The 19,832-nt window shown below is 46.9% G+C and carries 18 protein-coding genes; 11 read left to right on the top strand and 7 right to left on the bottom strand.

Going from position 1 to position 19,832, the window contains the following annotated elements:
- Nucleotides 1–26 precede the first annotated feature (26 nt).
- On the top strand, nt 27–899 hold the full coding sequence (locus ACSQ8P_RS32205; RefSeq protein WP_436238913.1) for an SMP-30/gluconolactonase/LRE family protein: 873 nt from the start codon (nt 27–29) through the stop codon (nt 897–899).
- Nucleotides 900–1,064: 165 nt separating this feature from the next.
- Nucleotides 1,065–1,460 (top strand): stalk domain-containing protein, encoded by a 396-nt coding sequence (locus tag ACSQ8P_RS32200; protein WP_436238912.1) that lies wholly within the window; start codon nt 1,065–1,067, stop codon nt 1,458–1,460.
- Between the two features lie 76 nt (nt 1,461–1,536).
- Here the strand turns inward: ACSQ8P_RS32200 and ACSQ8P_RS32195 are convergent, their stop codons facing one another.
- Genes ACSQ8P_RS32195 through ACSQ8P_RS32175 form a run of 5 tightly spaced genes read right to left on the bottom strand, consistent with a single transcriptional unit; the run spans nt 1,537 to nt 5,850 of the window.
- Nucleotides 1,537–2,313, bottom strand: coding sequence for a 3-hydroxybutyrate dehydrogenase (locus ACSQ8P_RS32195; protein WP_436239663.1), 777 nt, complete (start codon nt 2,311–2,313; stop codon nt 1,537–1,539).
- A 39-nt stretch (nt 2,314–2,352) separates the two neighbouring features.
- Nucleotides 2,353–3,018: a 3-oxoacid CoA-transferase subunit B gene (locus ACSQ8P_RS32190; protein ID WP_436238911.1), complete on the bottom strand. Its 666-nt coding sequence runs from the start codon at nt 3,016–3,018 to the stop codon at nt 2,353–2,355.
- Nucleotides 3,019–3,042: 24 nt separating this feature from the next.
- Nucleotides 3,043–3,729 (bottom strand): CoA transferase subunit A, encoded by a 687-nt coding sequence (locus ACSQ8P_RS32185; protein ID WP_436238910.1) that lies wholly within the window; start codon nt 3,727–3,729, stop codon nt 3,043–3,045.
- Between the two features lie 25 nt (nt 3,730–3,754).
- Entirely contained in the window at nt 3,755–4,942 is a 1,188-nt protein-coding gene (locus ACSQ8P_RS32180; RefSeq protein WP_436238909.1) for an acetyl-CoA C-acetyltransferase, read from the bottom strand.
- Nucleotides 4,939–5,850, bottom strand: coding sequence for a 3-hydroxyacyl-CoA dehydrogenase family protein (locus tag ACSQ8P_RS32175; RefSeq protein WP_436238908.1), 912 nt, complete (start codon nt 5,848–5,850; stop codon nt 4,939–4,941). The genes ACSQ8P_RS32180 and ACSQ8P_RS32175 overlap by 4 nt, the downstream gene beginning before the upstream one ends.
- 136 nt (nt 5,851–5,986) lie before the next feature.
- Here ACSQ8P_RS32175 and ACSQ8P_RS32170 point away from each other — a divergent pair, with 136 nt between their 5' ends.
- Together ACSQ8P_RS32170 and ACSQ8P_RS32165 are read left to right on the top strand one after the other, a co-directional pair.
- On the top strand, nt 5,987–6,880 hold the full coding sequence (locus tag ACSQ8P_RS32170; protein WP_436238907.1) for a LysR family transcriptional regulator: 894 nt from the start codon (nt 5,987–5,989) through the stop codon (nt 6,878–6,880).
- Nucleotides 6,881–7,449: 569 nt separating this feature from the next.
- Nucleotides 7,450–7,866 carry a VOC family protein gene (locus tag ACSQ8P_RS32165; RefSeq protein WP_436238906.1) on the top strand — a complete coding sequence of 139 codons (417 nt, stop codon included), beginning with the start codon at nt 7,450–7,452 and terminating at the stop codon, nt 7,864–7,866.
- Nucleotides 7,867–8,372: 506 nt separating this feature from the next.
- Here ACSQ8P_RS32165 and ACSQ8P_RS32160 read toward each other — a convergent pair.
- A complete protein-coding gene (locus ACSQ8P_RS32160; RefSeq protein ID WP_436238905.1) occupies nt 8,373–9,605 on the bottom strand; it encodes a M16 family metallopeptidase in 1,233 nt (410 codons plus the stop codon).
- Nucleotides 9,606–10,208: 603 nt separating this feature from the next.
- Between ACSQ8P_RS32160 and ACSQ8P_RS32155 the strand changes: the two genes are divergently transcribed.
- The 5 genes from ACSQ8P_RS32155 (at nt 10,209) to ACSQ8P_RS32135 (ending at nt 14,878) form a co-directional block, all read left to right on the top strand.
- The gene (locus tag ACSQ8P_RS32155) at nt 10,209–10,787 is read left to right on the top strand and encodes a TetR/AcrR family transcriptional regulator (RefSeq protein ID WP_436238904.1); all 579 of its coding nucleotides are present in this window, start codon (nt 10,209–10,211) and stop codon (nt 10,785–10,787) included.
- A 365-nt stretch (nt 10,788–11,152) separates the two neighbouring features.
- The gene (locus ACSQ8P_RS32150) at nt 11,153–11,854 is read left to right on the top strand and encodes an SDR family oxidoreductase (RefSeq protein ID WP_436238903.1); all 702 of its coding nucleotides are present in this window, start codon (nt 11,153–11,155) and stop codon (nt 11,852–11,854) included.
- The gene (locus ACSQ8P_RS32145; RefSeq protein ID WP_436238902.1) at nt 11,851–12,636 is read left to right on the top strand and encodes an SDR family NAD(P)-dependent oxidoreductase; all 786 of its coding nucleotides are present in this window, start codon (nt 11,851–11,853) and stop codon (nt 12,634–12,636) included. The genes ACSQ8P_RS32150 and ACSQ8P_RS32145 overlap by 4 nt, the downstream gene beginning before the upstream one ends.
- 56 nt (nt 12,637–12,692) lie before the next feature.
- Nucleotides 12,693–13,775 (top strand): alkene reductase, encoded by a 1,083-nt coding sequence (locus ACSQ8P_RS32140; protein WP_436238901.1) that lies wholly within the window; start codon nt 12,693–12,695, stop codon nt 13,773–13,775.
- 80 nt (nt 13,776–13,855) lie between these two features.
- On the top strand, nt 13,856–14,878 hold the full coding sequence (locus tag ACSQ8P_RS32135; protein ID WP_436238900.1) for an NADP-dependent oxidoreductase: 1,023 nt from the start codon (nt 13,856–13,858) through the stop codon (nt 14,876–14,878).
- Between the two features lie 465 nt (nt 14,879–15,343).
- Here the strand turns inward: ACSQ8P_RS32135 and ACSQ8P_RS32130 are convergent, their stop codons facing one another.
- A complete protein-coding gene (locus ACSQ8P_RS32130) occupies nt 15,344–16,609 on the bottom strand; it encodes an IS110 family transposase (RefSeq protein WP_436238899.1) in 1,266 nt (421 codons plus the stop codon).
- Between the two features lie 340 nt (nt 16,610–16,949).
- On the opposite strand from ACSQ8P_RS32130, the gene ACSQ8P_RS32125 reads away from it, so the two are divergent.
- A complete protein-coding gene (locus ACSQ8P_RS32125) occupies nt 16,950–17,510 on the top strand; it encodes an NADPH-dependent FMN reductase (RefSeq protein ID WP_436238898.1) in 561 nt (186 codons plus the stop codon).
- A 352-nt stretch (nt 17,511–17,862) separates the two neighbouring features.
- A complete protein-coding gene (locus ACSQ8P_RS32120) occupies nt 17,863–19,653 on the top strand; it encodes a PhoX family protein (protein ID WP_436238897.1) in 1,791 nt (596 codons plus the stop codon).
- Nucleotides 19,654–19,832 lie beyond the last annotated feature (179 nt).

The following is a 19,832-nucleotide window of genomic DNA, read 5'->3' as shown; positions in this document are numbered from 1 at the left end:
AGGTAGTAAAGGGAAGTGTTCATGTAGTGAATTCGCCAAGGGTTGTCGCGGACGTTAAGGCGTTGCTGGGGGAAGGACCTAGTTGGGACGCCAAAAGCGGCAAATTATATTGGGTTGATATCCTGTGCAATCGTCTTTATGTATTGGAGCCGAGCTCCGGATGTCAATCCGTTTATGACTTCGACCAAATGATCAGCGCAGTTGTACCGAGAAAGACTGGCGGCCTCATGGCTGTAACCGAAAAAGGATACCATTCCTTATCGTTGAAGGATGGAAAATTGATACCCATATATGATCCCGAGGAGACCATGACTAATAGTCGTTTCAACGATGGGAAATGCGATCCGCAGGGACGATTCTGGGCTGGAACAAAGGATCTTGAGGATACGCCAGGCAAAGGAAGTTTATATCGTCTTGATTCGGACTATAGTTGCCGTACGATGATTCCTAACGTCACAATATCCAATGGTCTCGCATGGAGTCCCGATCGTACAAAGATGTATTATATCGACAGCGCCGCAGAGCAGGTAACGGCCTTTGATTATGATGATCCCACAGGCAAAATTACAAACCCCCGGTGCGTGATCGATTTTAAGCCTGAAGAGGGCTGGCCCGACGGAATGACGATCGATACGGAAGGCATGTTGTGGATTGCGCACTGGAACGGATGGCAGGTCTCCAGATGGAATGCCCAAACAGGGCAATGTCTGGAGAGAGTTTCTGTTCCGGCGGCACTTGTGACATCCTGCGTTTTTGGAGGTCCGGCTCTGCGAACATTGTACATCACAACAGCAACTTGCGGTCTTACGGAGGAGGAGCAACTTAACCAACCTTTTTCAGGTTCACTCTTTGCTGTGGAAACCTCTATACGGGGAACTCCGACGTACGCTTTTGGGTAACTCGTCGCAAGAATTACCGTTTACGAATGGATCTATCAGTCGAAATAAGTAAAGGAAAGTGCTTCAGAATATACGTTAAATAGGCGTTCACTCTATTGGGTGAAGGCTTATTATTTTTATGGGAATGTGGAATTTTGCTTACAAGAAATGAATTCTGATAACCAAATGCACAATTCAATGTGGAAGCCTTTTATTGTAGATGGCAGCACTTATGTTCCTTTGCGATTGGTTTCTGAATTGCTAGAAACGGATATTCAGTGGGATGGAGAGAATAACTCAGTTATTTTGGGCAAGAAGGTGGAAGGTACACCGCTTGGATCGCCATTCAAAGTTCTAAAAGGGAACGATAATATTAATTTTGAGATGAGGGTGCTCAGTGGGCGCATGTCGACATGGCGGGGCCGATGGAATCGGAATCGATCAAAGGATATATCGTTGCCGACGCAACCGGTTATGAAGCACGATTGTTGGCTGAATATTCCGCGGAATGTGCGGCAGATTCGAATTAATTATACATCTAAATACAGCAGGCCTCCTTGTGGGGGCCTGCTGTATTTTTAAGACTATCTTATTTGCCCGACCGCACCAGCAACTCAAGGAGGCAGAACCCGTTGTTCTACTAGGCAGTCTTCAACCGCTATTGCGCCGTATAGCCCCCATCCAGCAACACGGCCTGACCGGTAACTCCCTTGGCCTTCTCGCTGGCGAGGAACAGGGCGTAATCCGCGATCTCGCCCACTTCCAGGAATCGGCACTGCGGAACAAGCGGGAAAATGACCTCTTCCAGCACTTTCTCCACGGGTACGTTGCGGGCAACGGCCAAATCTTGCAGCTGTCCACGAACCAAAGGCGTATCGACATAACCCGGACATAACGCGTTAACCGTAATGCCGAACGGGGCTGCTTCCAATGCAGCGACTTTGGTTAAGCCAATGACCCCATGCTTGGCGCTATTGTAGGCGGCTTTGCCCGGGAAACCGACGATTCCGTTAATCGATGCGATATTGAGAATGCGGCCGTAGTTCTGCTGCTTCATAAGGGGGAGGGCGTGTTTGATGGCGATGAAGGGTGCAGTCAGCATGATCTTGATCATGATCTCGAACTTCTCCGTCGGAAAATCCGCGATCGGCGCGACGTGTTGCATTCCCGCATTGTTGACGAGAATGTCCAATCGGCCATACCAAGATGCAGTTTGTTCGATGAGTCCGATGATGTCCTTCTCCACCGTCATGTCTGCTTGAATAGCAACCGCTCTGCAGCCGGACTCGGCTAAATCACGCACGGCTGCTTCAAGTACAGGGCCGTTGCGATCCGACAGAACGACCGTTGCGCCTTGCCGGGCAAAGCTCCCGGCAATATTCAGTCCGATTCCTTGGGCGGCGCCGGTGACGATAACAACGCGATTCGTGTAAATGGTCCTCAGCTCCTCTCAGGAAGTAGTTAAGCCAGCTCACTAATAGGCATTCATCTGCAGCGTATCGGACAGCAGAAGCGGCGGCTCCGTTGCGCCGCGGACATCCTCGATCGTGCAGCCTTCGGCGACCTCAACTAGAAGTAGGCCTTCTGGCGTAACATCGATAACCGCCCAGTCGGTAATGATCCGATTCACCACTTGCTTACCGGTCAAGGGAAGGCTACAATTGTTAAGGATCTTGGGCTGGCCAGCCTTGTTGACGTGCTCCATAATGACTACAATCCTCTTCGCGCCGTGCACCAAGTCCATGGCTCCTCCCATGCCCTTGACCATCTTGCCGGGAATCGTCCAATTGGCCAGATCTCCGGCTGCGGACACTTCCATGCCGCCCAGAATCGCCAGATTGATATGTCCGCCTCGTATCATGGCGAAGGAATCGGCACTGCTGAAATAAGCTGCGCCCGTAATGGCGGTGACGGTTTCTTTGCCGGCATTAATCAAGTCGGGATCGACGCGGTCCGGCGCCGGATAAGGGCCGATGCCGAGCAGGCCGTTCTCGGACTGCAGCACGACTTGTTTGTCCGGCGAGATATAATTGGCAACCATGGTGGGAATGCCGATTCCCAGATTGACATAATAACCGTCATGCAGCTCCTTTTCCGCGCGCCTGGCAATTCGTTCGCGAATGGACATAGGTTCGCTCATCTCTCAGTTCTCCTCCTTGGCGGATCAGCGTGTCGTTAGACGCTCTATGCGCTTCTCTTGTTTTCCTACGATGATTTGCTGTACGTAAATGCCCGGAGTGTCGATGGATTCCGGATCCAGATCACCCGTTTCGGACAACTGCTCCACCTCCGCGATCGTGACCTTGCCTGCCGTCGCCATCATCGGATTGAAGTTGCAGGCCGTCTTGTTATAGATGAGATTTCCCATCCGGTCTGCTCGGGCCGCGCGAACGAGGCTGAAATCAGCGGTTAAAGCGTGCTCAAGAATATATTCCTTGCCACCGAAGACTCGGGTTTCCCGTCCATCGGCTAGCGGAGTTCCGACCCCGGCAGGTGTGTAGAATGCCGGGATGCCGGCACCTCCAGCTCTAATTCTCTCCGCAAGCGTGCCTTGGGGGACCAGCTCGGCCTCGATTTCACCGCTTAATACCTGACGCTCGAACTCTTTGTTCTCCCCGACATAGGAGGCGATGATCCTCGTAATCTGCTTGTTTCGGAGGAGCAATCCCAGTCCCCAATCATCGATCCCGCAATTGTTGGAAATCACGGTTAAGTTGCGGGTGCCGCGGTCAGCCAGCGCGACAAGCAACTGCTCCGGAATACCCACCAAGCCGAAGCCCCCGACCATGAGCGTCGCGCCATCCGTAATGCTGCTGACGGCTTCTTGAAAGGAATTCAATATTTGTTTCATAGAGCAATCGTCTCCCTTCGCATAGTTAAATTCCCTCGACAACGACCGCAATCCCTTGACCACCGCCGATGCAGAGCGAGGCCAATCCGTAGCGGGAGCCCCGGCGCCTTATCTCGTGAAGCATCGTAACTAGCACGCGGGCTCCGCTCGCGCCGATCGGATGACCCAAGGAGATGGCTCCACCGTTGACGTTAAAGATCCCCGGGTCAACATCGAAATGCCTGGTATAAGCCAAAGACTGCGCGGCGAATGCTTCGTTCACCTCAAGCAGGCTGATATCGGTCATGCTTAGACAGGCTTTCGCGAGCGCGCGCTGCGAAGCGGGAACCGGACCGATGCCCATCATAGCGGGATCGACGCCCGCAGAAGCGTGAGAGCGAACGATGGCGAGAGGTTTCACGCCAAGAGACGCGGCTTTGCGTTCGGACATAATGACTAACGCCGCTGCGCCGTCGTTGATTCCGGACGAGTTGCCGGCCGTAACGATTCCGTCGTGCTTGAATGCCGGACGCAGCTTGGCAAGCGCTTCTAGCGTCGTGTCCGGGCGCGGGTACTCATCCACGGTCACGGTCAGCGAAGCGCCTTTTTTCTGCGGAATGTCAACCCTGACGATTTCATCGGTGAACCGTCCGGCTGCGACGGCTTCAGAGGCTTTCCTCTGGCTGTCCACGGCAAACCGATCGAGCTCTTCGCGTGTAAATCCATATTTTTCGCAAATATTCTCGGCGGTGATCCCCATATGGTAGTCGTTCGCTGCGCACCAGAGCCCATCCCGGATCATCGTGTCAGTAACTGTCTGATCTCCCATCCGGTAACCGGAGCGGGCACCTTGCAGCAGATACGGTGCCAGGCTCATATTCTCCATGCCGCCGGCTACGACGATGTCACTGTCACCGCAAACAATGGCGTTATAAGCCAAGCTGACCGCCTTCATTCCCGACCCGCACACTTTGTTGATCGTCATCGCGGCGCATTCCACGGGTAACCCGGCGGTTAGCGCGGCTTGGCGGGCTGGATTCTGGCCCAGTCCGGCCTGCAGGACGTTGCCCATGATGACTTCATCGACTTGCGCCGGGTCAATCCCCGCACGCCGGATCGCTTCGGCAATGGCGACGGATCCCAGCTTGACGGCCGAAACGTCCTTGAACATCCCGTTGAAGTTACCGACCGGTGTCCGGACCGCGCTTGCGATTACCACGTTATTCGTAGTCACTGGGAAGATCCCTCCGTATTCTTTTTCATTTTTAACGAGACCAGCTTTTGCAGATTGCTTTGCAGTTCCTCAGCCGTTCCAATAGGATCCTCGTAGCTGTAGTAACCTTTACCGCTTTTGATGCCGAGATGGTCTTCAGCTTTTCTCGTCAAAATGGATTCCGGTTCATCCGTGCTCACGCTGAGCTTGGGGAAGAGATGCCCGGTTACCTTGGACCAAATATCGAGCCCGCCCAAATCCGCAATCTCGAACGGTCCCTTGAATGCCCACCGCAGACCGAGTCCTTCTTTGACGGCCGTATCGATCTGTTCGGTGTCGGCAACTCCGTTCTCCAGCAGGTAACATGCTTCCCTCATCAATGCCGCTTGCAAGCGATTGGCGATAAATCCGGGAATGTCCTTGTTCAGAACGACCGGGGCCTTCCCGCATGCGCGCATCAGCTCAACGATCTCCTCCATGACCGCTGGAGATGTTGAGGGCAATCCAACGATCTCGACCAGGGGAATAAGATGCGCCGGGTTGAAAAAATGGGTGATGACCATCCTGCAGGCGAACGGCTGCCCCTCCGCTAGAGTTTCGAGAGCGAAGGTGGAGGTGTTGGAGGCAACGATTGTCTGTTCCTTAATGAGCCGCGCCAATCGACCGTATACGTCCCGCTTGATCGTCAGCTGCTCAGGAACGGCTTCCACGATCAGGTCGGCGTCTGTAACCGCTTTCTCGAGTTCACTGAATAAGAGGACGGCGGACTGTTCATCGGCTCTCTCCTGCGAGAGCAGCTTCTCCCTGGTGGAGGGCAGCGAAGCTTTGTACGGTTCATACAAGGATACGGCGAAGCCGTGGTTGGCGAACAGATGGGCTATCCCGATCCCCATGGTGCCGGCTCCCAGGACAGCGATTTTCTTGATCATGAAAAGCCTCCTAATCGAACGCCAAAATAGTGTTAAGCAGGTCATATATTCTTATTTTACAACCGATATTTTTATGGGTAAAATACATATATAGAATAAAATATATGCAATATATCTATATAAGGGTGTGAAAGCCATGGATTTACGGCAATTAAGCTATTTTATGGCGGTGGCTAGTCATGCCAGCTTTTCTAAGGCCAGCGAATCGATTCATCTCTCTCAGCCTACGCTGAGCAAAATGGTGAAAAACCTGGAGGATGAGCTGGGCGTCGTGCTGCTCAACCGCTCCACGCGGAAGGTCGTGTTAACGGAAGCGGGGAAGGTGGTGCAGACGCATGCCCAGACGATATTGAATGCGATGCAGAACCTGCTGTCGGCGGTAGCGGATTTGACGGAGATGAGGACGGGTCAATTCACCTTGGGACTTCCGCCGGTGATCGGGGCAAGCTTCTTCCCCAAGGTGATCTCCGATTTCCATCAGCTTTACCCGGACATCCGGATTCAGCTTGTCGAGGAGGGAGGCAAGAGGATCGAACAGCTGCTGCTAGAGGGCGCGATAGATTTGGGAGTGGTCGTGCTGCCGGTTGACGAGAGGCTGTTCGAGATCGTGCCGATCGTGGAGAGGCATTTGAATCTGGTTGTTCCCCTGTCGCATAAATTGTCGGGGAGGGAGAAGGTGCTGCTGACCGATCTTCGGGACGAATCGTTCATTCTCTTCCACCAGGAATTCAACCTGCATGATCGGGTGAAGGAAGCATGCGTCCGCGAAGGGTTCGATCCGAGGGTTGCCTACGAAAGCACGCAGTGGGATTTCATCTATGAGCTGGTATGCGCGGGTGAAGGGATATCGTTGCTTCCAGAGACGATCTGCGCGAAGTTCGATCCGGGCATGGTTCAGGTCATCCACCTGATCGAGCCGGATATTCATTGGGATCTGGGGATCATATGGAAGAAGGACGGCTATGTGTCCCATGCGGCCCAAGGGTGGATCAGGTTTGCTCAGCAGGTATTCGAAAGGGCTGGGGGTTAGACATTCAATTATCGTGAAGTAATAGATTTTCAGGCTTCGCAATATATTGACGCAATATATTGACTTTAACATGAATTATACCTAATTCGGGGTTATTGGAGGGGTAACATGGCGCTTTGAAAGACTGGCTATCCAATACATTAGGCAAATTTAGATAGGTTCATTGTAAACTTGTGGGAATGGAATTTCTTCTTCTGGAGTTGTTGGACGTCAAGCGGACGAACGTCAAATAATTTGACCCGTATTTCGAAGCGTCAAGAACTTGCCCGATTACCGTAGTAGGTCCGCGGAATGGTGATTTGTTGCACTAACGAAGAACGAGAGTTGAGGGGCTTGCTTCGCGGCGGCTCCTCTTTTGCTTATTGAAGTAAAGGGCAGGATTCTTCAATCGTTTCTCGAATATTTTCTGAGTTGGATAATTTCCTGGACTTTGTGATCGGTTTTGAGACTTATTTTCAAGATTCACGCTTCCGAATCAAGTAGACCGATGAATTTCCGAATCAGCTGTCGTCTAATTAAACGAAGACATCAATGACAACCAAATTCATTTAACGATGGGGTGTATGAAAATGGCATTAACGTCCGCATTCACGAGCTTCAACTTGCCTGTAAAAAACGTAGAACAATCGAAGGATTTCTTCACCGGACTCGGCTTCGAGTTCAACCCGCAGTTCTCCCAGAAGGACAAGTCGGAATCCATCGTGATCGGTGACAACCTGCAGGTCATGCTGATCTCCCAAGAATTCTTTAATACCCTCACGCAGAAGGAAACCGTCGATACGGACAAGTATGCGCAAATGACGATCGCATTGGCCTTCGAGAGCCGAGAAAAGGTCGATGAAATCGTGAATACAGCGGTCTCCCTGGGCGGGAAAATACACGAAGATCCTGAGGATTATGGGTTCATGTATCATTGGGGCTTCGTAGACTTGGACGGCCATATGTGGGCAATCAACTACATAAACACGGATGCAGCTCAAGGTTAAGGATAACGGAGAGCGCACTCATTCTTGGATTAACAAAGGAAGACGCCGGGCACCTTCCCAGGCGTCTTCTTCGCGATAATTAGTTTTGTTCGGTATAGGCTTTAGCCTGCTTGCTGGAGCTCGACGGAGTTGGAGCTTTTCGCGTTAAACTAACGGATAACGATAGCTCAATAAGCATCTAAAACAGGCTGCCGCTGAAATTAATCGCGGCAGCCTGTTTCGCTCCCTCAGAGAAAAAGGATTTTCTCACGAAATGCTCGCTCATTCGCAGGATTTAAAAATGCATGTTAAATAGGAGTTCAGTTCCGGTGTTTGGGTAGTGTGTTGCAGGAAGTTCCGTTAGAGCGCATGCGGGAACAGAAGATGCTGATGTATTTGCAACATCTTCCATAATAAAGTTATGCTGCACACTTCTCTCCACAAGGTCCTTGGGATTCACTCTCCCAAATCTCGACAGGTCCTTGGTTTTGTCTTATTGAAAAATCACACCGAATTTTAACAGGGTTTTAAGAAAGTTGTTCGATGGCGCTCCATGTCTTCGGCACCACGGATGCCACATAGACGTTCCCAGCCAAGGCATATTTCTGCGCCACCCGCAGTACCTCATCTGCGGTCACCGCCTCTACTTTGGCTACGAAAGCATCAACATCAAACTCCAGTCCATACAGTGTGCTATAACTCAGAGAATCATTTTGTGTGAGCACATCATCCATACCGATTACCAGCTGTCCGGTCAAACAGGCAATGGCGCGGCGGAGCTCCGCAGCACTGACGAGACTTGTCTCCAGATCCGCCAGGTGCTTAAACAGAATCTTTCTTGCCCCGTTTACGTACGTTGCCGACAGTCCCATATATCCCAAAAGGTAGCCGCGATCATGAAAAGACTCGTAATCCACATCGACCGCATACGCGAGTCCCTTTTCTTCACGAATCTCATCATACAAACGAGAAGACGCATTTCCATGCGCTCCTAAAATCGTGGCAATAACTTCAAGCGCCGGCTCATCGCCGCTCCCGTAACCTGCTACCGGAATTGCCCATGAAATATGCGCCTGTTTGACGCTGCGTTTGACAACCGCCTCTTTTTGCTGCAGATCATATTCACGCCTCTCCTGCTCGGCACGATCCTTTGGCTGATGAACGTTTAGGCGTTCCAAATAGGAGAGCACCGCATATTCATCAAAATTGCCCGTCGCTACAAAGATCACAGCGCCTGTGTGATAGTGCGCATTATAAAACTGAAGGAGATCTGAGCGCTGGATCTTCCGCACGCTTTTCTTAGTACCCAGAAGCGAGCTTCGCTTCAACAGACCTTCGAGCACCTCGCCGGAAACCGAAGACGGTTGATCGGCATACATATGAATTTCTTCGATGATGACCTGCTTTTCTTTTTCGATTTCTTCTTCCGGGAGCGCCGGCTGCCAAAAAAAGTCCGATAGGAGGTCCAGCGCCTCCATGCCGTACTTGCTTTGCACCTGGATGTAGTACTTGGTTTCATCCTCCGAGGTATAAGCATTGGGAAGCGTGCCGAGGTCCGCGGCGTCCTGGTTAATCTTTTTTGCCGTTTTCGTGGCGCTGCCTTTAAAGAGCATATGTTCGAGAAAATGAGCAGTCCCAGCAGGGACGCCTACTTCCATGTTGCATCCTGCTTTAATCGCGTAGGCAAAGACCGCACTGCGCGAAGACGAATCTGGCTTCAGCACGACTTGTAAATGATTTTTTAATGTCATGATCTCCATGCACAGATCCCCCTTTACTTTGCATTATGAATTTTCCGGAGGGAACCTTCGTATCTGGCTTCCGTGCTATAATATACCTATATTACACTATTTTGGTTCATACCTGTAGGAGCGTTGGTATGTTCGAGTCGAATGAGGAAATCAGGATCATGCACTCTTCAATATAGATGTTACAAACGCTGAGGATAAGGAACTACTCGAAATATTAGAGTCTGTTTTAATAAAATATACCTTGAAACAGGACAATTAATTGAGGATATTACTAAGTGTTATAAAGGAAGGATTCATGAATTCCAAACTGATTATGAGCGTTTTTGGGTTATTTAAAGATATGAAGAAGTTATCAGGGGAGTGCTTGTCCGTTATAGGGCATTTGTGATGAATTTGAGCAATCAACGGATTGCTTTATTATCCTTAAGGATACGAGAACTCCATGAAAACAGCTGCAGCGCAGCCTATTAAGCTAAAGGGCAGGATAGTTCCAATATGTAGAATTGTAGGACAACCAACTCAATGGAAATATTATGTCATTCAAAAAAGAGCATAACGATTCTTTACTGATCGTTCTCAATATGTTATATTAATTGAGGGAGGGAGATGGGAATGGCGAGAAGCAAGGAGTTTGAAGAGAAAGAGGTCTTGGATAAGGCGATGCGGCTCTTTTGGGAGCAGGGGTACGAGAAAACGTCCATGACCGAGTTGGTTGAGCATATGGGTATTCATCGAAGAAGCTTGTATGATACTTTTGGAGATAAGCATAATCTGTTCCTGAAAGCGATGGATCGGTTTGACGACAAAATCAGCGCCGCGCTTGCAGGAGGGGTTAAACGATCCAAGACCGCATCGGAGGCATTACAGTTTATTTTTGGTTTCATGATCGACGGGGATGAGGACTCGCCAGCCGGCTGCTTAATGGTGAATTCGGCCGTAGAATTGGCGGCGCGCGACGTCGAGGTGGACAACAAGTCCACGAAAGCATTCACGACAGCAGAGCAATTGCTCAGGGAGATTATTATTTGGGGACAACGTGACGGTGAATTTACCTCCACATACAATGCTGAGGAATTGGCGGAATACCTGCATAATGTATGGATTGGGTTAAGGGTAATGGCAAGAACCTCGGCTTCCAAAGAAAAGCTTCACCGTATTACTCATATTTCGATGAAGCTCTTGGAAGAATAAGGGTAATTGTGGTAGTCAGTTCAGATGTGAAGTCTCCCTTCTGCTAATCCATGCTCTTTGCGATCGAGTTATCTTACGCCTATTTTAGAATGAACATTCTCAAAAATAATCGCCGAAAGAAGCTCTAAAGCATAGTTTATAATGAAGTTTATCAGCGCAGTTAAAACAACAAACAACACAACACACAAAAACAACAGAGTAAGGCACGCAGCATTTTTTTTACGATATTGAGAATGATCGTTCTCGTTAGAAAACAAGTATCGAGTAAAACTCGCTTACCGTACTTACTACGTATCAAAACGCGGACCGAATAGCTTCAAGAAAACAATTTCATAAACAGAATACAATAAAAGGAGCACATGAAAATGAATATTTCTCAACAAGTTGCATTTGTCACTGGCGCGAACCGAGGTTTTGGTCGCCATCTTGCCCTTGAACTTCTATCCAGAGGGGCTAAGGTGTATGCCGGAGCAAGAAATCCGCAGTCCATTGACATTCCCGGTGCAATTCCTGTAAAGCTTGATATTACGAACCCTCAAGAGGTAGCTGCAGCTGCTATGGCCGCTCAAGATGTAACGCTTCTGATCAACAATGCAGGATCGGCTACAGGCGCTACTTTGCTTGACGGTGATCTCGATCAAATTCAGTTGGAATTTAATACGCACTTCTTTGGCACATTATCCATGATTCGCAATTTCGCACCTATTCTTATTAATAATGGTGGAGGATCCATACTGAATATCCTTTCCGCATTATCATGGTTCAGTAGTGGGGGGAGTGAAGGCGCTTATTCGGCTGCAAAGGCGGCTGCGTGGGCAATGACGAACGAGTTGCGCTTAAATCTGTATCCTCAAAATGTGAGAGTAGCTGGCTTGCATGTGGGCTTTATGGATACAGACATGACGTCAGGCGTTGAAGCTCCGAAGTCCAACCCTGCTGATATTGCAAAAATTGCAATTGATGGAATAGAGTCCGATAGCTTTGAAATTCTTGCTGATGAACCGAGCCGTCAAATCCAGCGTGCTCTAGCTGGCGGTGTAGCTGTTATTTACCCACAGCTTAAATGATGAGCAAAACTGTACTAATTACCGGAGCGTCGGGCGGAATTGGAAAAGAGCTGGCGGATCGTTTCGCCAAAGACGGATACGACTTGGTGCTGGTCGCACGCAGCGAGGACAAGCTCGTGGATCTCGCGAGGGAATATCGGGAAAAGTACCGTATCCAAACGACATACATCGCCAAAGATGTTGCGTTACCTGGCGTGGCGGAGGAAATCTACAGGGAGCTTAAAGAAAAAGGGATCACCGTCAACTTTCTTGTTAATAATGCGGGCTTCGGCTTGTACGGGGAATTCTTGGAGACACAGCTGGAGCAAGAGACGAATATGATCGACATTAATATCAAGGCTCTGACTGTAATGACGAAGGTGTTCTTACCGGATATGGTCAAAAGGCACCAAGGGGGCGTGCTGAATGTGGCTTCGTTGGTGGCTTTTTTTCCTGGACCACTGATGGCAGTTTACTACGCGACAAAAGCGTACGTACTATCGTTCACTGAGGCTTTGGAGAATGAGCTGCGCGGCACAGGCGTGACTGTGTCCGCACTCTGTCCGGGAGCGACAGCGACTGGCTTTGTCGATCGTGCTGGGCTAGCCACCTCAAAGCTGTTTAGAAGCGGCGTCATGGAGGTTGGGCAGGTGGCTGACATAGGATATCGCGAATTCTTGCGGGGCAAGACTTTAATCATAACAGGGGGGCGCAACAAGTTCATGGCGTTCTTGCCGCGGTTGCTGCCTCGCAAGCTCATGACAAATGCGGTCAGATCCGCACAGGCTAAAGTGGAGCGATAATCGAAAGAAACATTGGAGTTAATAAAATAGACTCAATTCAAAGAGGGGTTTTTAAAATGGAAAAACTGTGGAGCAAAACGAAAATTGGCAACCTGGAATTACCCCATCGGTTAGCGATGGCACCAATGACACGAAGTAGAGCGCAAGAGGATGGTACGCCGGGAGAGCTAACTTCCCATTATTATGCTCAAAGAGCATCAATGGGTTTAATTATTACTGAAGGCACACAACCTTCTGATGATGGTCAAGGTTACTTAAGGTCACCGGGCATCTATACGGAAAAGCATATTGAAGGTTGGAAAAAGGTTACGGATGCGGTACATGAAGCAGGTGGATTTATATTTATCCAATTAATGCATGTCGGTCGTGTTTCGCACCCCGACAATACACCACATCATCGTCAACCCGTTGCACCATCTGCGATCGCACCTGGTGTAGAAATGTTTACGGCTAAAGGGATGCAGGAAATACCCGTTCCAAGAGAGTTAAGTGAAGAAGATATCCAGACGACAATTGCAGACTTCCGGAAAGCAGCAGCGGCAGCTATTAAAGCAGGAGCTGACGGCGTTGAAATTCATGGAGCAAATGGTTATCTGATTAATCAATTTATTGGGGAGAATTCTAATACACGATCGGATAAATACGGTGGATCGATAGAGAACCGTGCTCGCTTTGCAATTGAAGTAACGAAAGCAATCGTTGAAGAAATTGGAGCAGAACAAACAGGCTTCCGTATTTCGCCGGGAACACCTCTTAACGGAATTGATGAGGGCGAACACGGTCCTGAAGTTTATCTTCACCTTGTAAAAGAATTAGCTCAATATAATTTAGCTTACCTCCATGTTATGCATTTAGGGAACGAAACACTGCTCCGTGAAATTCGCAACATCTGGCCAAATCCATTATTAGTCAATAGAGCTGGACGGGCTCTAGAAGATCTTAGTGTAGATATTGATAATGGCCTTGCTGATATGGCGCCAGTCGGGGTATGGTCATTAGCTAATCCGGACTTAGTTGAACGTCTTAAAGAAGGCTTTCCTTTAAATGAAGCAGATCGTAAAACATTGTACTCTGGTAACGGAAGCGAGGGTTACACAGATTATCCTACGATGAAAGAACTCAACAACAGTAAAGAATAACATGGATATTGCTTTATGATGGCGTACAAGTTAAAGTACGCCGTCAATTTTTCCAATAAACGAATGTGGAATTAAGATAAATGAGAAAAGGAGAAGATGAAGAATTGAAAGCTGCACAAATGGAAAAATATTCAAAACAAATCCAATTAGAAATAAACAATATAAAAATACCGGAAATCAATAACCATGAGGTTCTTATCAAAGTAAAAGCTGCAGGTGTAAATCCCTTAGACATTCTTATTTTAAATGGTAGTATTCGCATGATTGCCGATTATGACTTCCCTTTAACTTTAGGAAACGAACTATCCGGCGTTATTGAGGCTGTTGGAAAAGATGTTGTGAAATTCAAGGTTGGAGATCCCGTTTATACGAGGCTGCCAATAAATAAAATCGGAGCTTTTGCTGAGTATGCGGCAGTCCATGAGGATGCGATTTCCGTTATGCCTAAAAATCTTTCTTTTATTGAGGCCGCCGCGGTACCCCTCACGGCTTTGACTGCATATCAAGCCTTGCATGATGTACTTCATGTTCAACCCGATAAAAAACTATTTATTCCTGGAGGAACTGGCGGCTTTGGTACGATGGCTATCCCGATTGCCAAATCGATGGGGTTATATGTGATTACGAGCGGCAGTGAAAGAGGGAGATCACGTACACTGTCCATCGGCGCTGATCAATTCATTAACTATAAAGAGGAAAATTATTTTGATTTGCTATCTAATATCGATTATGTTATCGATACATTGGGGGCAAAAGAAATTAAAACGGAACTTGCTATTCTCAAACCCCAAGGGAAATTGGTATCATTGAAGGCTTTACCCAATTACCGCTTTGCTGCTGAAAATTACTTTCCAATATGGAAAAAGCTATTGTTTGGTTTAGTAGGTGCTCGTTTAGATCGATTAGCAGTTAAACAGAATAAAGAATATCGCTTCTTATTCGTGTCCGCCAATGGCAGGCAATTACAAAAACTGACGAAACTAGTTGAGGATGAAGATATTAAGCCCGCTATAGATTCAGTTTATAATTTTGATGACATTAACATGGCTTTAAATAAAGTTTCTACTGGCCACTCCGAAGGAAAAGTGATAGTAACCTTTTAAGGAGAGGATATATGAATTTTGGAAATACGCTCGAAAGGTGCCTTGGCATAACACCGCATTCACGCTTCGTAGCATTTGGCTGATTACGCTCCCTCAGAATAATTTAATTTCCTCACGCAAGCTCGTCTATTCGCAGGATTTCATCCTTTAGACTATGATGATGAATGAAAGATAGCGAGATATATTAGGATGTGTCGTTAAAAAGGTGTGCGGGAACAGAGGTGGAGTTGAATCACCCAATTCATTCCAAATGCTGCACGTATTCTCCACGATGCCCTTAGCGATTTTCACTCCCATGTCTCAACGGGTCAGTAGCCCTTACATTCCTTCGTCACATCTATCTAAGGGGTGGAGGTCGGTCTTTCTAACGGAACAGGTCAGAGCCTTTTTGCGTAACGTATCCCGATACTCCGTGCTTTCTTTGTCTCCTGCGAATAAGCCAACTTGCGTGAGATAAGGGTTATGTTAAGCTGCTAATGCAAAAATTTTATCGGGGTTGTAAGCTTCATCACTACGAGCCATTCCTACTAAGAGTCGAGCTAGCTTTCCACATAGCTTCATGATAGACTTCATCTTTTTAAGCTTTTTCACCTGAACATTGTAGTGGTGTAAGGCTTTAAATTCTTGGTTACTCATGACCATACACATCGTAATTAAATAGAGAAAGTGACGCAGGCGCGGACGGCCTCGTTTGCTGAGCTTCAGTTGCCCCTTCCATTTCCCAGAGCTTGCTTCGGTTATATTAAGTCCTGCATGACGGAGTAGAGCGTTCCCGTGCGCATAACCGCTAAGATCCCCCGACTCTCCTAAAACACCAGCTAGAGCAATTGGACTTATTCCAGTAATGGCAAGGATTTTGCCTGAATAGGGGATACGTTCAACAACGTCTTTGGCTTCTTTTTCGATCCTCTGCAGTTGTTTAGTGGCTAAGTCGTGCTCCTCAAGGAGCTGCTCTAGATGGAGTTTGTAAGCATGTGTTGCCTGCTTACATCCAACAGTTTTCTTGGCAAGATCGATGAGTAGATGAGCTCTGCGTACACCAGAATGCCGCTTCATTGATTTCTGCCATCCTTTAATTACATCGTCAGGATTTAGTTTACATAGGTCCGCCGGGAGCGGAAAAAGCCGAAGGGTTAACAATGCACCCTTGCAAGTTAAGATCTTAATGACTTGTCTGAGTTCAGGGAAGACAATGTCGACCCAGCGGTGGATCTGGTTAACGGCACTTACGAGTCGTTTAACGACCGTTTCTCGATTAACCATGAGCACTCGTAGCTCCTCGTATTCGGAAGAATGGAAGCGGACAGGGGAGTAGTAGCCGTTTTTCACCATGTCGGCAATAACTAAAGCATCTTTTTTGTCGCTTTTAGAGCGTGTATTGTCACGGTTTTCTTTATTCTTTTTAACTAGGTGAGGATTAACGAGTACGGCTTCAATGGCTTTGTTTTTGAGCCACCCGGCGAGGCTTAGCCAGTAATGGCCAGTCGGTTCCATACCAACGATAACTTGAGATAATTTAAATGAAGCTAACAAGTCGCGAATCCAACGGTCGAGGGACTTGAAACCATCCTCGTCATTACTAAACACAAAAGGATTTCCGAGAGCGACACCTCGAAAGTTAACCGCTCTGGCAACATGGGACTCCTGAGCAATGTCTACACCAACAACAATATGATTAACGGTAATGTTTTCAATGAGTTGATTTTGCTTATCTTGTGATTTAAACTTCATAGTAGAGCGTCCTCCTGGATGATGGAATTAAAGGGCTTTTGACCCGTAGCGTACTTCCATCGTACAGAGGCGCTCCTTTTTATACAAAGCTGAAATTTATCCATCTACAGGAATCTAACGGGAAACGTTTGTTCAATAACACCAATGGTAGGCAGCCGGTTTAGGGGCCTGTTTTTTTGTCAACAGGCCCTTAGGTCGGCAGCTTTGCTGTGCTCACGGGCAGAATACATACAATTATGTTATAAAGCACCATAAACTAAAGCCATTCCACACAAAATGAGGAAAATATTATATGATTGAATGAAAATGGCTTCTAAATTCTATGAGGAGGTTGGCTGATTTGAAAAGAATAGGGATTATTGTTGGTAGTTTAAGAGGAAATTCGGTTAATCAAATGATTGCGAATACGATCCCTGAACTCGTAGATTCCGCGAACTATGAATACATATCGATTGAGAATCTTCCCTTGTATAACGCGGATTTGGATCATGGAGAAGGGCCAGACCCAGTTATGCATTATCGTGAGGCGATTCAAAAGACGGATGGCATCATCATCGTTAGCCCAGAGTATAACTCAGGAATACCGGGTGTACTAAAAAATGCACTGGACTGGGCATCGACACCAACCAAAACAGCCGTCTTAATTCATAAGCCTGCAGGTGTGATAGGTGCAACGCCTGGCGCAAAAGGAACGATTTTGTCGCAGCAGCAAATTAGGCAAACGTTGGATGCCACCCAGTCATATGTTATGCCGTCTCAAAAAATGTATATATCTCAAGTTTTGGATAAGATTGATTCAGATACTCGCAAGCTCATAGATGAAACGACCCGCAAATATCTGCAGCGCTATGTACAATCGTTTATGCAATGGATAGACCAGGTACAACGGATGAATGAGTAGTACAGGTTCTACATCACATACAGATTTCATAGTTGATCGAATATTAAAAGAAGTTAAAAGAAGGTTTTCCTGACTTAACAAACAGAGACGAATTGGAGGAGCCTGCAGCGAAGCAGCTCCTCTTTCTCATTGAAGACGGGCAGGATAGCGGAATAAAGTATGGAATAATACAGTGCTCCATGTGACTTTTCTTGAGAAAGAAGATTACATATGCTATGGGTGATACAATAAAGAAATGTTTTTTCTGAATTTTACCAAAACTTTACCTCTACAAAACATTTAAATAATGAAAGTCTTCTAAACTAGTATTTGTAACCATTTACTGAGGCACAAATATAAAGGAGTGAAGAGAGTGAAGAAATTCATCATACCTGCACTTGCAGCATCATTTGTACTTTCATCCGTCGGTTCTGTTTTGGCTGCACCTCATGACCAACAGAAAATCAAATCGGTAGATTTCATAGGAATGGATGCACCGAAAACGGATCAAGAGAAGAATAATCTGATGTATTCGAAAGCATCGGTAGAAGTTACATATGTGGATGGGAGCAAAAAAAAACTTCCGCTAAGCTATGAAACATTGTTCAGACCTGGTGATGTGATTAATGGCAAAACAGCCGGTATCACAATGAATGCAAATGGTGAGATAATGACTAAAGCAGATGGTACTCCCTATGTGTCGACTGCACCGGATATGAATAGCTTAATGAAAGTGCCTGGGTTGCAGGAAAACACCTATTATATGATCAGTCACTATGAATCGATGCCGAAGAATGAAAATGGGCTTGAAAACCCAGGAACAATGAGCTTAAGTACGGTAAAAATGGATCCGGCTACTGGTAAACTTACGGTTGTGGATATCAAACCCATCGATTTTTCAGCCGTACACGGTATTTGGAAGCCATGTGCTGGATTGTTAACTCCTTGGAATACACATCTTGGTTCCGAAGAGACAGATCCGGATGCTAGAGCTCATGAAGCGAATCCTTCTAAATCTCCTGTTACAAATTTTATGAAAAACTATTATAATGATCCGACTATGATCGGAAATCCTTATTTTTATGGCCATTTACCTGAAGTTATGGTGAACGCGAATGGAGATACAAGTGTTGTCAAACATTACAGCATGGGTCGGATGGCATTTGAGCGTGTTAAGGTCATGCCTGATAACCGAACAGTGATTTATGGTGTTGACAGCAACCCGGGTGGATTCTTTATGTATGTAGCCGACAAAGCTCAAGATTTATCAGCAGGAACATTATATGCCGCAAAGTGGTTTCAGACTAGTACAGACAATGAAGTTTCAGCAAATCTTGAATGGATCAAGCTTGGACATGCAAGCGATGCAGAAATTCAGCAATTGGCGGAAACCAAGAAATTCAGTGACATTTTCGACGTGACGGATGACGCTGTTAAAGGGAAAGCTGAGGGATACACGCCAGTAAAAACACCAGCTAACGGTAAAAAAGTGGAATGGCTGAAAGTGAAGTCAGGAATGGAAAAAGCCGCTGCTTTCTTAGAAACACATCGGTATGCAGCTTACGTTGGTTCAACGGTAGAATTTAATAAAATGGAAGGTCTTGATTTCAACGAAAAAGATAATAAGGCATACTTAGCCATTTCCTATCAGGAAAACACGATGCTAGCTGAACCTACCGCACCTGCCGATGACATTCAATTGCCAAAAATTAGTGCGGGTGGAGTTTATGAGCTTTCCTTCCAACCAAACCGTAAAACCCAAGATGGCGAAAAGATTGATAGCCATTATGTTCCTGTAAGCATGGCTGGTCTTGTGATGGGTGAGGATCTGGCTACCCCGGATGCAGACGGTAATAAAGCGAACGTAGATAAAATTGCTAACCCAGACAACCTTGTCTATTCGCCAAAAATGAGAACCTTATTTATTGCTGAAGACTCTGATAAGCATGAAAATTGTTATACATGGGCTTACAATGTGGATACTAAGAAGCTTTCTCGCATCCTTTCAGTTCCAGGTGGTGGGGAGTCTACTGGATTACAAATGATCGATAATCTAGATGGATTTACTTATCTCATGAACAGTTCACAAAACCCTGGATATGTAGGGTACTTTGCTGGGCTTCCATCTTTAGATGGGGAAATTAAAGCAAAAAAAGATAAATAAGTGTGTATTTTCTGGAGCAGTCTTGTGAGCAAGACTGCTTTTTTAAATTTTTTTTATAATTGTACGTAGGAATAAAAAGGGAAAATCTCAGCGCTTATAAATCTATTCCAAGAATTTAAGATATTTTGGGGTTAATTAAAGTAGAAATATTCCACTAACGGGGATCGTTTTCTCAATAA

The organism is Paenibacillus sp. LjRoot153 (genome assembly GCF_964253085.1).
GTDB lineage: Bacteria > Bacillota > Bacilli > Paenibacillales > NBRC-103111 > Paenibacillus_E.
The sequence above is the reverse complement of the archived record's forward strand: the minus strand, read 5'-3'. Positions and strand labels throughout refer to the sequence as shown.